The following is a 13,956-nucleotide window of genomic DNA, read 5'->3' on the forward strand; positions in this document are numbered from 1 at the left end:
AATTAGGACACCCAGTTTTGTTCTAATTAATGTCCCCTCCTCATAAACGTAACAGCGTACGTATAAAAGGAGGAGATTAATATTACAAACGAACAAAACAACCCGAGACAGAATCGAAACCTTTTGAAAAATACTTCTAATCATGCGAATGACATAGTCCACAAGACAGTTGATACGGCTAATAATATTGTGAAAAGTGTTTCTGGTGAAGGTGGCCTTGTTGGGAAAGTGACAGATTCCACTGCTGATATCGTTAAAAATGTTTCAAGCACTGGTAATAATGTGATTGGAAAGACAGTGGATACGACTACTAAGACTTTTAAGGACACGACCGGAAAGATTTTCAAAAGAAAATAATACTTATAACCAATGAGCCTCTTTTCAATAAGAGGCTTTTTTATATTCACAAAATAGCTACAAAAAATAAGTTTCTGGTGCTTGTTTAGTAAACACCTTTTCATTTACAATTTTAGTAGACAATTTGAAAGTGGTGGTAAGGATGAAGCCTAATAAACACAAACAAATCGAAACCTTATTCTTTTCTTCATGGGCTATATCCGTTATAGCTGCGTTTGGTAGCCTATTTTTTTCTGAGGTGCTAAAATATATCCCCTGTGAGCTTTGCTGGTATCAGCGGATTCTCATGTATCCACTTGTTATTTTAATGGGGACTGCTATTATTAAAAAGGATTATCACACCATATCACCTTATATTCTACCTCTCTCAATCCTTGGTATGACCATATCGCTTTACCATTACTTGATACAAAAGGTAGACTTCATGAGTGAAGCTTCCATTTCATGTGGTGTCGTGCCTTGTACAGGTGAATATATTAACTGGTTCGGTTTTATTACCATCCCATTCTTAGCATTAAGTGCTTTTACTTTCATCACCGTTTTACAAGTCATCATATTGAAACTCAGAAAGGATCTATAATATGAAAAAAGTAATCATCTTTTTAGCTATTATCATTGCTTTATTTGCAACACTAGCTTTTGTGACTAATTATTCTAACAAACAGGCTTCAGAAGGAAACCCATACGGCAAAAGTAATCTCAAGCAAGCTACGATTTCCCAGTTAGATGACCCTAACTATGAAAATCAAATCTTACCAGATGAGTTGGCTCAAAGACTAGCTGATAAAGAAAGTTTAACTGTCTATTTCTATAGTCCAGAATGCGCCTATTGTAGAGAGACATCTCCAGTGATTGTGCCAATGACAGAGGAATTAGGAATGGAACTACCTTTATATAATCTATTAGAATTCGAGGAAGGCTGGAAAACCTACCAAATCTCCAGCACTCCAACACTAGTTAGATATGAAGATGGTGTGGAGGTAGGTCGTGTAGAAGGTAAAGTAAGTGATGCACAATTTCAAGCTTGGTTTGAACAATATGCTGAATAACACAAAAAGAGCATCGAATTTACTCGATGCTCTTTTTGTTTACTTTACATGATATATTGACTGGTTGGTTTAGAATACAAGCTAATACACTCTGCTTTTGCCTTTACAAAATGATCAATGGTTAAAGGGAATTTGTATCCATATTCCTCAAGAATCAGTGTGTTTTTATCAAATATTTCACGATGATGCACATCGATATCTTCATGCCTAATTGTTTCAATGACTGCAATTAGAGCTTGCATACCTGATATAAGCTGAAAAGCTTCCTTTAGTGTACCGTTATATAACTCTGTAGTCTCAGGTAACAGTACATGGAGTTCCTTTAACTCCTTTATGTACGTATCTGAAAAATAATGAGGAAACACTTCAGAGTACATATACTCCACTAGTTCTTTTATAAAGTTCTCTTGCTCGGGAGTTGAAGCTGTTACAATTTTCATCATTAGCCCACCTTTTTGTTAGCCGATTCTAATATATAGCTATAAGTTATCATATTTTAGTCATGAAATGCTAAGGTAAGTCTTTCCGGCTAAACCAAATCCTATAAAGTGGGTAAATTACTTACAGTTAATATCCTAACCATAAAAAACATAGACTAGGTTACATACGGAATGTCTTGAGAATAACGACTTCTGATTAAATAACATTCAGTGGTTGTATTCAACCTCATCATTCTTCATAATAATGATGACTGTGTAGAGAGGGGTTTATGTTTGGAAATTTTCTTTTTTATATTATTAGGTGCTTGTGTAGGGATTTTATCGGGTTATTTTGGAATTGGTGGTGGCTTTGTACTAACTCCCATTCTGCTATTGATGGGGCTTTCTCCAATCGTGGCAATTGCAACTAGTTTATTATTTACAATTGGTACATCGTTTTCAGGAATTATTGCTCATTTTAGAATGAAGAATATAGAGTTCAAAACAGGGATGGTTATTGCACTTTCAGGTTTAGTTGCGACACAACTTGCACATCCATTTGTTATGCTTTTAAAGAATCTAAACATTGAGGAAATCGCTATTCCAGTATTTTATATTCTACTAGCAGGGTATTTCGCTTATACTCTACTTACTCATAAGAAGAAAGAAGCCAACACAGAAGTAAAAACGAGAAACACTTGGCTCGCACCATTATTAATCGGTTTGGCTGGTGGGTTCATCTCGACTACTTTGGGTGTGGGTGGAGGATTTATCATTGTTCCACTACTAATCTCATTTGTAGGCTTACAACCTAGAAAAGCGGTTGGCACTAGCCTTTTCGCTGTTCTATTTATCGTAATCGCTGGATTTATTACCTATTCAACTAGTATTTCTATTGACTATCCATTTGCATTCACACTCATTGCTGGTGCCCTAATCGGAGGACAGCTTGGTGCTTACTTAACTCGAATATTTAAAGATGCCGAAATCAAAAAATTCTTAGGGTTCTTATATGTCTTTACGGTTATTAATATGGTCCTTAAAATTAGTGGATTCTCGATGGTTGGTCTTACGATTTCACTAGGGTATATTGGGTTCCTTTTAGTTGTCTTTACTCTACGAACCATTCATTATTTTAAACAGAAGAAAAATGAAATGAATACAAGAGGTGAAGCCTCATGATTCACGTAGAAAAAAAAGGGGAATGGTTAGTCTTGACCGCCCCTTCCTCTTGGGAAGGACAAGCAGTCGAAGACATTTTAAAACTTCAAGTTGGCGTTCCTAAAAAACTACTTCATGAACTTCGCACCGGCAAAGGTGTAACATTAAACGGAGATATACAACGTTGGCAACAACAGATAAAGAAGAATGATCGTCTCTACATTCGCTGCTTTTTAGATGAGGAATATGGAGTCATTCCGCAGGATTTGAACATTGAAATTTTATATGAGGATGACCATTTATTAATCGCTAACAAGCCAATTAACATGGACACACATCCAAATGAAAAAAATCAGACAGGAACTCTTGCCAATGGAGTTGCTTTTCATTATCAACAAGTTGGATTACAGACCAAGGTTAGACATGTTCATCGCTTAGATCGCGATACTAGTGGAGTCATCCTTTTCGCAAAGCACCCTTTAGCCAGTGCATTACTTGATCAGGCTCTTGAAAAAAGAGAAATTACGAGAACTTATATAGCATTTGTTCAAGGAGTATTAAAGAAAAGCAAGGGTACTATTAAAGAGGCAATCGGAAGAGATCGGCATCATCCAACTAGAAGAAGGGTTTCACCCACCGGACAAAAGGCTATTACTAACTACGAGGTTGTTTCAACCAATAAAGGATTAGACGTAACCATGGTGAAGCTTCGACTAGAGACTGGAAGAACTCACCAAATACGTGTCCACATGAGTCACTTGGGTTATCCTTTGTTGGGAGATGATCTTTATGGTGGGGAAAGTAAGTATATTAAACACCAAGCTTTACATGCTACTTCTCTTCAACTCATTCATCCTGTTACAAAAGAATCTATATCTGTAGAGGCTCCACTTCCTCTTTCATTACAAAAACTAGTTTAAAAGCTAAAACCAGGTGAAACGGCTCAATCGTTCACCTGGTTTATTATTTCTTCTATATAGCTTGATGGTGTTGCAACACCCACAATTTCTTTTGTTTCAATATCTGGATTTTGCAGGGTGGCAAAGATTACACCAATAACCTGACCTTCTTCATTTATAACCGGACTCCCACTATTACCTTTATATATCGGTGCTTCAATCATCATGACTGGCACTTCCCAACCAGATAATAACGTTTCACCTACAATAACACCAACGTTTGCGATTTGAGTAAAGCTAAGTGGGTTTCCTATAAAGGTAACAGGATCACCAATATCTCCTTGGTCTCCGTAAGAAATAGGAAGAACAGGTAAATCAGAAGCCTCAATATCAACCACAGCAATATCAAGCTCCGGATAACTTGCAATCACCCTTCCAGCATAAGAATCTCCTGCTTTGAAGTGAACATTTACAGTTGAGGTATGATCTACTACATGCTCATTTGTAATAATAAGACCGTCACTCTCTACATTAAATCCGGTACCTTTTACTCCAGCCCACTCAATTGTGACGACGGATTTTTTCATTTCCTTTATATTGTCCTGTTGTGTCAATCTAGCGGATACTGCTAGAAATTCAACTGCGGGTAAATTGATGATTTTGGGCCACATAGCTAGACCGTTAACTAATAACACTAATATAATTACCCATCCAACCGCCTTAGAGGTAAGCTTCTTCCGTTTCTTCTTTTGCTCTTTAGACTTTTCGTATTCCTCGTCATACTCTTCATTAAAAAAAGCATCATAATCAAAGTCTTCCTTCTCATGCTCAAAAGGACGATGCGTATTTTCTTCGAGATCTTTATCCATTTCTAGAGCCTCCTGAGTAAGTAAGTTTCTTCTATTATTTACAATTCTACATAATATGTACAGTCTTTGAGGTTCAATTAATAAGGAAAATATTTTATCGAAATAAATCGACAAATAGCGACATTTTTCTGATAAACTATAAGGAGGTAATCTTAAAGGAGACTATTAACTATGTCAGTTACTCTTCGCACATATTTTGTTATTATATTTTCTTTATTTACTATCATACTTACAACCTTTCTTAGCTTTACAATCAGTAAAGAGTCCGGTAGAGAGGTAGAAAAACAAATCGGTGAAACATTAGCTAGGGATTCGTTCCAAATGGCTGATAAACTAGATCAATTTATGTGGTCGCGCTATGGTGAAATCACTGTCTTAACAAAGCTTGACGTCTTTCGGGATGCTAATAACATTGAATCTATAAGAGACTTACTTAATGAACTAAAGATAAATTTCCCTTCGTTTTCTTGGATTGGTTTTACGGATCATGAAGGTAATGTCTTAGCATCAACGGATCAAATTCTTGAAGGTAAAAATATTGCAAAACGACCTGTTTACTATGAAGCAACAAAAGAAACGTTTATTGGAGATGTGCATGAGGCTGTTCTTTTAGCTAAGTTACTACCTAATCCATCAGGAGAACCGTTAAAGTTTGTTGACATCAGCTCTCCGGTGTTTAACCATGAAGGTAATTTAGTTGGCGTACTAGCCACACACTTAAGCTGGGAATGGGCTGAACAGGTCACTGAGTCTGTTATTCAACCACTTCAACGCCAAGAAAATTCTCTAGAAGTGTTTATTGTTAGTAAAAAGGAAAACACTATTCTACTGGGTCCTAGAGAAATGATTGGGCAACCCTTAGACATTAATGCAGTTGCTAAGGCTCAAAACAACCAAAATAGTTGGTCCGTTGAAAAGTGGCCCGATGGTAAATACTATTTAACTGGATATGCGTTAGCTGACGGTTTTCTTAACTATCCTGGCTTAGACTGGACAGTAATTACGCGTCAGCCAGAAGCAGTAGCCTTTTATTCTGTAGAAGAGTTAAAGCAAAACATTATGACATTAGGACTTTTATCTACGATCCTGTTTGCTGTAATGGGATGGTACCTAGCTGGAATCATCTCTAATCCGTTAAAGCAAATTGCCGTTACGGCTGATCGCTTAAAAAATGGAGAAAAAGTGGAAATACCTATAAAAAAAGGAATACGTGATATTGAAATTCTATCAACCTCCCTTCGTCATTTAATTGCTACTCTTATTAAAACGGAAAAAGACCTAGGTAAAATGGAAATGATCGCTCATCAAGACAAATTGACTAGGCTTCCGAATCGACTAGGACTCGATGTATATTTAGAACAGGCTGTAAAAAACATAGAGACGAAACAACATCTATTATTTATATACCTTGACCTTGATGGCTTCAAAACTGTTAATGATTCATTCGGACATCATCATGGAGATGTATTGTTAAAAGCAGTAGGAAATCGACTGAAAGGATGTTTACGAAGTGAAGAATTAGTGTGTAGACTATCAGGTGATGAATTCCTAGCTGTAATTAAGACTTCTACTGTAGACGGCCATTCCGAGGGAACAGCTGTCGGAACAAGAATGATAGAAGCATTAAACAAGCCTTTCGAAATAGAGGGGGAAGAAATTACAATTAGCTGCAGCATTGGCATAGCACTATGGCAAAACAAGAATGAAGATCCCTATGTGGCCATTCGTCATGCTGACAAAGCCCTTTACGTTTCAAAACAAAACGGAAAAAACCAACTCACATTTCACCAAAATAAAGACTAAGAATCAGCGATCTGCTGATTCTTTTTTTAGCATTCTACGTACAATATGTAAACAGCCTCTTTTAAAAGTTACGTGAATTTAATTTTTTTTTTCATAATTAGGAAAAACTAACTCAAAAATTAGTAATTTAGAAAAGGTATGGTATGATGAAAAGCGACTATAATTCGGAGTGGTGAACTTTAAATGACAAAAGTAATTTTAGAACGAAAAAGAAAAAAGCGTATTGAGCAGGGACATCCTTGGGTTTATCAAAGTGAAGTTAATCGGATCGAAGGAGATTTCCAGCCTGGAGAGATCGTCGATGTGTACAATCATCAAATGCACTTCTTAGGAAAAGGCTATATTAACCCTAAATCCCAAATGATTGTTAGAATCCTTACATACAAGCAAGAAGAAATAAATGAAGCTTTTTTTGTAAACAAAATTAATAAGGCGTGGCAGCTAAGACAATTACTAATTCCTGATGTCAGGTCATGCAGAGCTATATACGGTGAGGCCGATTTCCTACCTGGCTTAGTCGTCGATAAATATGAAGATACATTAGTAGTTCAAATCATGTCATTAGGAATGGACATGCGTAAGGAATGGATCCTTAAAGGATTATTAGAGGTTTTTAATCCGAAAGCCGTCTATTTACGAAATGATGTTTATGTTCGCGAGCTTGAGGGTCTGGAACAGGAAAAAGGATTCTGGTATGGTGATGGACCAACAGAAGTTGTGATTGAAGAAAATAATGTAAAGTATTTGGTAGATATTAAAGATGGTCAAAAAACAGGTTTCTTCTTTGACCAACGTGAAAACAGGTCTGCTATCAAGCCTTTTATTACCCCAGAAACTACTTTATTAGATTGTTTCACACACACAGGATCCTTTATGCTAAACGGCTGCTCATATGGTGCAAAGCATGTAACAGCCGTTGATATTTCTGAACATGCAATCGAAACGGCAAAACGAAATGCAGAATTAAACGGATATCAAAATGTTGATTATGTTGTAGCCAACGCTTTTGACTACTTACGTGAAGCCGTAAACGAAGGAAAGCAATGGGATGTTGTCATTGTAGATCCACCAGCCTTTGCAAAATCTGCTCATGCCGTTCGAAAAGCTCTTGGTGGTTATAAAGATATAAACTTAAACGGTCTTAAGCTTGTTAAGGAAGGCGGTTATTTTATTACAGCTAGCTGTTCTTTCCATGTTCGCTCTGACCAATTTAAAGAAATGCTTCAAGATGCAGCAGTTGACGCTAGGAAAGTATTACGAGAGGTACATTGGAGTGGAGCCGGGTATGACCATCCAAAGCTACTTGCTGCAGAAGAAGGTAGTTATTTAAAGTTTGGTATTTATGAAGTTCATAGTAGATAAAAAATAGTAACAAATCAAAAAACGACAAATACCATGTAAGGTACTTGTCGTTTTAGTTTATTACGCTGCTTGCTTTTCAGTTGATTTACGCTTCGATTTAACAAAAGCTCCTAATCCAAGCACGATCGCAATCATTAGGATTTCAAATCCGTATTTGATTCCTGGGTTCGCGAAGTAAGGCTTTAAGAATGGCTCCCCTACAATCATTTTAGAGGCCGTCCAAGCAAGTACTGCTGCTCCGATTGTAATGATAATTGGATAACGCTCAACAAATTTAAGGATAATCGTACTGCCCCACACAACAATTGGAATCGAGATTAATAGTCCTAAGATTACTAATAAGAAACTCCCATGTGCTGCACCAGCTACTGCTAATACATTATCTAGACCCATTAATGCATCTGCAATAATTATCGTACGAATAGCTGCCCAGAAATTTGAGCCTGATTCAACATTATGTTCTTTATCCTCTATAAGTAGTTTATAGGCTACCCATAGTAGTAGTACTCCCCCAACAACTAGCAATCCAGGTATTTTTAATAACCAAACGACTAAAACCGTCGCAATTGCACGAATCGCAATTGCCCCTACTGTTCCCCAAATAATAACCTTCTTTTGCATATGCTTCGGCAGGTTACGTGCCGCAAGCCCAATTACGATTGCATTGTCTCCTGCAAGAACTAGGTCAATCATGATAATTGCTAGTAATGCGGAGAAAAACTCTGGTGAAAATAACTCCATTTTTAGTTCCCCCTTATATGTTGTGTTGCCAGAAATGCCTTAATTCTTGTTACTCTCACTCCTTTTTTAAAACCCCTCCTTTTGAAACGTGACATGCAAAAAGAAAAGCCTCTACCATAATGGTAAAGACTCCTAACAGAAGGAAGGACCTTTACCATACGCATGATAAAGGTCTTGCCAACAACGTTATGTTGTCCAATAAAGCCGGCGATCCTTGCGAGGAATCACGGCATGACGACTTTACTGTTAAGCTACTCCCCTCCGTTTCCGAGGCTATTCAAATGTATTATCATTATATTGCCAAAAATTCCTTTTGTCTACAGTTTCGGCAAAATTAAGCACACTTGTCTAAATATTTTGGTCAATTTACCCATATGTTAAAATGAATAATAAATATTAAAGGAGGATGATTCTTATTGCCTGATTGGTCCTATCACACCATTTTTAAACCGATTTTACATAGACTTCCTCCTGTCTTTGGCCGCGAGTTCATCCATCGTGGAATGAATACCATTTCATCTATTCCTTTTGGTGAAAAAGTAATTGAATTTCTTGGACATATGGAAACCTCTCCTGCCTTAAAAAAGGAGTTATTCGGAATCTCCTTCCCTTCGGCTGTAGGACTAAGTGGAAAGATTGATCCATGTTTAACAGGTACAAAAGCTTTCCAACACCTTGGTTTTGGATTTCTTGAAATTGGACCTATTACAAAAGAGACAATCAATGGCAAGGATTTACGACTGGACCGTAGAAATGAGCAAATCACGTTCATAAAAAGTGAATCAATCGGTTTAATAGAAGCAGAACAAAAATTGAGTTCCCTTAAAGAGAGAAAAGTACCATTACTACTTCGCTTAGAAGGTACAATGGCAGAAATCTACTCTCTAACTGAATCCTTCCTTGCTTATGCAGACGTAGTGGTTATTAAATATAAACCGGACTATGAGTTTCAAGACATCAAGACATTAAAAAGCCTCCTAAATAATAAATCATTGATTTTAACAATAAGTAATAAAGATTTACAGCATCTTCTTCAGCAGATTCCTAGACTAGAGATTGATGGGATTATGCTAGAGGAGGATTTTCATAAGGAAAGCTCACAGCAATTACAATCTCATATTCAATCAATAAGGCAACTTAATGCAGTTGAAGTTGATTTACCGATACTTACTGTAGGAGGAATTAAGGAACCACAGGATGCTATTGAATTGTTTACTGAAGGCGCTTCTTTGGTTCTACTAAACTTTGAGTATGTGTTTAGTGGACCGGGACTGCCTAAGAGAATAAATGAAGTCATTTCACAAACATCCAATAAAATGGTGACTAAGATTGAGGGCTGGATTTGGTATTATCTTTTTGGCTTTTGTATTTTATTAGCTGGGTTACTCACACTCATCTTTAGCATGACGAAGGTTATCTTACCTTATGATGAGCTTTTTTTACAGATGGTTAGAGGGGAGATTATTGAGTTTAACTCACTCATCCTTAACTTTATGGCCCATGACCGGATGACCCTCGCAGGAACGATGGTTTCTGGTGGATTTATCTATATGCAGCTCTCTAAGCATGGAATTAGAAATGGTTTTCATTGGGCTAGAAAGGCTGTAAATGTGGGAGCCATTATCGGATTTCTAGGAATCTTCCTATTTATAGGCTATGGCTATTTTGATTGGTTACACGGTCTATTTTGGTTAATTCTTTTACCACTTTTTATCAAAGGCTTCCTTCAAACGAAGCCGGCTAGCTTAACACCTTCTAGTATCAATCTTACAAACCATACCTATTGGAGATGGAGCTTAATAGGTCAGTTGTCCTTTGTTATATTAGGATTCTCTTTAACAATAGGTGGAATTGTCATTTCTATCATTGGAGCAACAACTGTATTTGTTCCAACTGACATAACGTATTTGTGTATGACTGCGGATGATCTTCACCTTTTCAACAGCCGACTGATTCCTGTTATAGCCCATGATAGAGCTGGATTTGGAAGTGCTTTATTAAGTGTGGGGTTACTTGTACTAATGATTGCATTATGGGGGATCCGTGAAGGAGAACGGTGGATATGGTGGACACTCTTCATTGGAGCAATTCCTGCCTTTTTGTCAGGAATTATAACTCATTATGTTATTGGCTATACAGATTTCATCCATCTGTTACCTGCCTATCTCGCATTTTTCTTTTATGTAATAGGAATCATCTTCCTAGCTCCGTTCTTATTAAAAGGGCAACCTTCAAAACGGTAGCTTTTCAATAATAATGATTAGACTAGTGACTATATGTAGCTCTCTTTAAAAGGTGCATTTCTATCCGCTATCTTTCCCTGCGGGGTTGTAGGTTCCCCGCAGGAATGAAGTGCATAAAGCAATTGTTTCTTTTACAATCTTGTCGCTACTCTTTAGAGACAGCATGCCAACCATGTGCTTTAAGATTCTCTATATAAGTCTGTAGCTTGATTTCTTCTCGATCTAACACAAGTGGCTGCATAGAAACATAGCATTCCTCTTTTGCATAATTGATTGTGACTTTAACTACTTCATAACCATTATGAAATCCTGGGTGAAATCCTGGGTCATCTAAAATATCCCCAATCACAGGACGGAAGCTCGATTCATATGTTTTCATCATTAATTGTCCATTAGGCTGATTCTCTTGTTCTAGTACGGATGATATAAAAATGACTAAATTTATTTTCATGGATAGCACCTTCCTTTACATGGCTATTCTACCCTAAATAAATTGGACTAGGAAGTGCCCCTCCATATACCACTATTGGTTATTTAGCTAACTGTGCGTGAGTTCCTAAATGCTTACGTTTCCTTTTGAATGGTTAGTTTCCCATTGTTTTGCTTCGTTATGAAAGTCTTGTGAAAGAGCGCGAACCTCTTTCTGATGTCTTAATTTCTTTTGATGATCCATGAAATCCTTTAATCCAGCTCCAACTAAATTTAACCCCATAATGGTGATAGCGATACATAGTGCTGGAAAAAATGGAATCCATGGTGCCGTCTGAATATCCTTAATCGCGTCAGAAAGCAAGGATGCCCAGGTGTATGTTAAATTATCTATCGTTATGCCAATCTCAGGATCCCAACTGAGTTCTTGTGCTAGAAATACGTCTACAATTCCGAGACCGCCAAGGAGGACCATTATTCGAGCCATATCACTAATCGTGATATACACAATTTTTTGATAGATATTCGGGATATAATGCCTAATAATCATGTTATACCAGGTTGTACCTGTTGCTACGGCAGCAAGTAAGTATTCAGTCTTATTAATCTTCGTAAATTCCTGTCGCATGATCTCACCAATCCTACCTACGTCAATAAGAGCGATGGCAATAATAAGAACTACATATCGGCCGCCCGACTCTTGTATAGGAGGAATGTGTCCAATTAACATGACTATAATCAGGGTTGGTAAGAAAGAAAGTAGACTATTTGAAAAGCCTAGTAGATTTCTTGCCCCTTTATGAATGGAAGAGAAATATCCTAGTGGAATGCTAATTAAGAATCGAATAGTGATGATGACAAAAAGCTGCAAGAACGTTTCTCTAGCACCATGTATTACGATGCTGAATAGGTCACGTCCTTCCCGATTTGTGCCCAACCAATAATCATCTCCTGGTGGAAGAGGAGCCTTGAGCAAATTTCCGTCTTCATCGTAACCAACTCGAAAACCTACCAGTTCATTGTCAACAAATGGCATCATTGGCCCAAATATAGCTATACAGGCGATTCCTCCTAATATGAAGGTTCCTAAAATAAAAGAAGGATATTCCTTCATAAAAACAAAAATGGTTTTGAACATTCTTCTAAAGGAAGTACTTCTTACAATACCAAACAATCTCTTACCAACATTGATGTAAGGAATTGTTACGATTTTTGCAAGAAGCCAGGTAACAGCTTTGAATGGAAATAAAATTATTGCAAGTAAGATTTTAATGGTTTTAAAAGGCAATACTACAATCAAGCTATAAATATTTTTAATTGTCTTAGAAGGTAATATTTTAATAAACTCATACATTCGCTGAAATCGATTTGCTGTAATTGTAACACCAGATAATTCGTGTTCAAGGCTAGAGCGGGCAATAAATAGCTTTATAATGTCCGTAATCCATAAAGTAAGTAACACTAATAATAGAAACGGCATGAGAAGTCCTATAACCACAGTAGTATCATTTCCCTTAATTGACATAATCAACTGTTGACCGGCACCTCTAAAAAAGCATAACCTCTCAATGATCGGTAAACTGCTGATAATGATTACCATCAAGGTTTGTGTATAACCAAGGATGGTCGGCCATGCATTCCAGAGCAAATGTTTAAGTAGGCTAAATTGACTTGACCCCTTTGACATAGCAGTTCTTACATAGTCTCTTTCTGACTCGGTTACTAAAGAATGATACGTAATATTTGATATAAAAAAAGTAGGGGTAATACTGATGATTACTATTGGAAAAAGGAGATTGAACAAAGTGTCATCACCAAATAACTTTAGCTCAATCAAATTAGCACGAATCAGTAATATTAATCCATATTGAATCGCAATGAGTAGGAAAAAATCTGGAACTGTACCAAATAAGAGATGGTTTATTCTTTGTAGTCTACTCTGAATTTTTCTTTCTCTAACTAAAAAATGATGAATTCCTAGTAAAATTCCAACTACAACACTGATGATAAAAGCAGGTATAATAATCTTTAAGCTATTTTCATAGCGCTCGGCAACTACTTCATTTACAGGAAGTGAAGTATACTGCACGGACATTCCAAACGATTTAGTAGTGATTACACTGCGAAAATATTCAATAATTGATTGAGACATCACACTAAAATTAAATTTATTTGTGTAATAGAAAAAGTCAGTGGAAATAAAAACAAAATATACGATTACGACAGTAGCTAGTAGCAGCAAAATGAAACTTCTTAACATTTTGTTCAATAATTGCAGCATCGCTTTACCCCTCTATCCATATATAAATGTAGTTAAAATTTAATATAATGGTAAAAATTGTAAAAATCAACACTTTATTATTAGGTTCTATTTACTTAAATAATTGAAATAAAAACGTAAATTTTTACAATATAATAAATGTTGTGAGAACAACCTCTATAAAACGCAAGCCATATCTTATTATTAGCTTTAATTAAAAGAAGCGTTAGCCCTAAGAAAAGGCTAACGCTTTTTATTACCTTTAAAAACATGTTTCTCGGCTTCCGAAGTTCTTTTTAACGGTAAATATTGATTTAAAAAAATAAACATATAATGGTTGAGTTCGTTTCAACTTTTTACAAAT

General features: G+C 36.5%; 13 protein-coding genes. 8 read left to right on the forward strand and 5 right to left on the reverse strand.

The genetic code is table 11. The features are described from left to right. Nucleotides 1–123 precede the first annotated feature (123 nt). The 3 genes from G4D63_RS18720 (at nt 124) to G4D63_RS18730 (ending at nt 1,406) form a co-directional block, all read left to right on the forward strand. A complete protein-coding gene (locus G4D63_RS18720) occupies nt 124–357 on the forward strand; it encodes a hypothetical protein (protein WP_163181542.1) in 234 nt (77 codons plus the stop codon). Between the two features lie 142 nt (nt 358–499). Beyond that, a complete protein-coding gene (locus G4D63_RS18725; protein WP_163181544.1) occupies nt 500–937 on the forward strand; it encodes a disulfide oxidoreductase in 438 nt (145 codons plus the stop codon). Between the two features lies 1 nt (nt 938). Further along, nucleotides 939–1,406 (forward strand): thioredoxin family protein, encoded by a 468-nt coding sequence (locus G4D63_RS18730; protein WP_163181546.1) that lies wholly within the window; start codon nt 939–941, stop codon nt 1,404–1,406. A 44-nt stretch (nt 1,407–1,450) separates the two neighbouring features. Here the strand turns inward: G4D63_RS18730 and G4D63_RS18735 are convergent, their stop codons facing one another. Further along, nucleotides 1,451–1,849, reverse strand: coding sequence for a DUF5365 family protein (locus G4D63_RS18735; RefSeq protein ID WP_163181548.1), 399 nt, complete (start codon nt 1,847–1,849; stop codon nt 1,451–1,453). Between the two features lie 270 nt (nt 1,850–2,119). Between G4D63_RS18735 and G4D63_RS18740 the strand changes: the two genes are divergently transcribed. Both G4D63_RS18740 and G4D63_RS18745 read left to right on the forward strand, forming a co-directional pair. Beyond that, nucleotides 2,120–3,007 carry a sulfite exporter TauE/SafE family protein gene (locus tag G4D63_RS18740; RefSeq protein ID WP_163181550.1) on the forward strand — a complete coding sequence of 296 codons (888 nt, stop codon included), beginning with the start codon at nt 2,120–2,122 and terminating at the stop codon, nt 3,005–3,007. Continuing rightward, nucleotides 3,007–3,906, forward strand: a complete 900-nt coding sequence (locus tag G4D63_RS18745) for an RluA family pseudouridine synthase (protein ID WP_163181695.1) — start codon at nt 3,007–3,009, stop codon at nt 3,904–3,906. Before G4D63_RS18740 ends, G4D63_RS18745 begins: the two co-directional genes overlap by 1 nt. A 23-nt stretch (nt 3,907–3,929) precedes the next feature. On the opposite strand, the gene G4D63_RS18750 is transcribed toward G4D63_RS18745, so the two are convergent. Beyond that, nucleotides 3,930–4,754: a S1C family serine protease gene (locus G4D63_RS18750; RefSeq protein ID WP_163181552.1), complete on the reverse strand. Its 825-nt coding sequence runs from the start codon at nt 4,752–4,754 to the stop codon at nt 3,930–3,932. Nucleotides 4,755–4,925: 171 nt separating this feature from the next. On the opposite strand from G4D63_RS18750, the gene G4D63_RS18755 reads away from it, so the two are divergent. Further along, nucleotides 4,926–6,557 carry a sensor domain-containing diguanylate cyclase gene (locus G4D63_RS18755; RefSeq protein ID WP_163181554.1) on the forward strand — a complete coding sequence of 544 codons (1,632 nt, stop codon included), beginning with the start codon at nt 4,926–4,928 and terminating at the stop codon, nt 6,555–6,557. A gap of 183 nt (nt 6,558–6,740) precedes the next feature. Then, nucleotides 6,741–7,919 (forward strand): class I SAM-dependent rRNA methyltransferase, encoded by a 1,179-nt coding sequence (locus G4D63_RS18760; RefSeq protein ID WP_163181556.1) that lies wholly within the window; start codon nt 6,741–6,743, stop codon nt 7,917–7,919. A 60-nt stretch (nt 7,920–7,979) separates the two neighbouring features. Here the strand turns inward: G4D63_RS18760 and G4D63_RS18765 are convergent, their stop codons facing one another. Further along, a complete protein-coding gene (locus tag G4D63_RS18765; RefSeq protein ID WP_163181558.1) occupies nt 7,980–8,660 on the reverse strand; it encodes a TerC family protein in 681 nt (226 codons plus the stop codon). Between the two features lie 416 nt (nt 8,661–9,076). Here G4D63_RS18765 and G4D63_RS18770 point away from each other — a divergent pair, with 416 nt between their 5' ends. Next, the gene (locus G4D63_RS18770; RefSeq protein ID WP_163181560.1) at nt 9,077–10,903 is read left to right on the forward strand and encodes a dihydroorotate dehydrogenase; all 1,827 of its coding nucleotides are present in this window, start codon (nt 9,077–9,079) and stop codon (nt 10,901–10,903) included. A 145-nt stretch (nt 10,904–11,048) separates the two neighbouring features. Here G4D63_RS18770 and G4D63_RS18775 read toward each other — a convergent pair whose 3' ends face one another. Together G4D63_RS18775 and G4D63_RS18780 are read right to left on the reverse strand one after the other, a co-directional pair. Next, nucleotides 11,049–11,354 (reverse strand): hypothetical protein, encoded by a 306-nt coding sequence (locus G4D63_RS18775; protein WP_163181562.1) that lies wholly within the window; start codon nt 11,352–11,354, stop codon nt 11,049–11,051. A 105-nt stretch (nt 11,355–11,459) separates the two neighbouring features. Then, complete coding sequence (locus G4D63_RS18780; protein ID WP_163181564.1) at nt 11,460–13,613, reverse strand: ABC transporter permease subunit; 2,154 nt, start codon at nt 13,611–13,613, stop codon at nt 11,460–11,462. Nucleotides 13,614–13,956 lie beyond the last annotated feature (343 nt).

Origin of the sequence: Bacillus mesophilus (assembly GCF_011008845.1) — a bacterium.
GTDB classification, from domain to species: domain Bacteria; phylum Bacillota; class Bacilli; order Bacillales; family SA4; genus Bacillus_BS; species Bacillus_BS mesophilus.

Coding starts and splice junctions, on each gene's coding strand:
- G4D63_RS18725 (WP_163181544.1), top strand. CDS start 500: ATGAAGCCTAATAAACACAAACAAATCGAAACCTTATTCTTTTCTTCA.
- G4D63_RS18730 (WP_163181546.1), top strand. CDS start 939: ATGAAAAAAGTAATCATCTTTTTAGCTATTATCATTGCTTTATTTGCA.
- G4D63_RS18735 (WP_163181548.1), bottom strand. CDS start 1,849: ATGATGAAAATTGTAACAGCTTCAACTCCCGAGCAAGAGAACTTTATA.
- G4D63_RS18750 (WP_163181552.1), bottom strand. CDS start 4,754: ATGGATAAAGATCTCGAAGAAAATACGCATCGTCCTTTTGAGCATGAG.
- G4D63_RS18755 (WP_163181554.1), top strand. CDS start 4,926: ATGTCAGTTACTCTTCGCACATATTTTGTTATTATATTTTCTTTATTT.
- G4D63_RS18760 (WP_163181556.1), top strand. CDS start 6,741: ATGACAAAAGTAATTTTAGAACGAAAAAGAAAAAAGCGTATTGAGCAG.
- G4D63_RS18765 (WP_163181558.1), bottom strand. CDS start 8,660: ATGGAGTTATTTTCACCAGAGTTTTTCTCCGCATTACTAGCAATTATC.
- G4D63_RS18775 (WP_163181562.1), bottom strand. CDS start 11,354: ATGAAAATAAATTTAGTCATTTTTATATCATCCGTACTAGAACAAGAG.
- G4D63_RS18780 (WP_163181564.1), bottom strand. CDS start 13,613: ATGCTGCAATTATTGAACAAAATGTTAAGAAGTTTCATTTTGCTGCTA.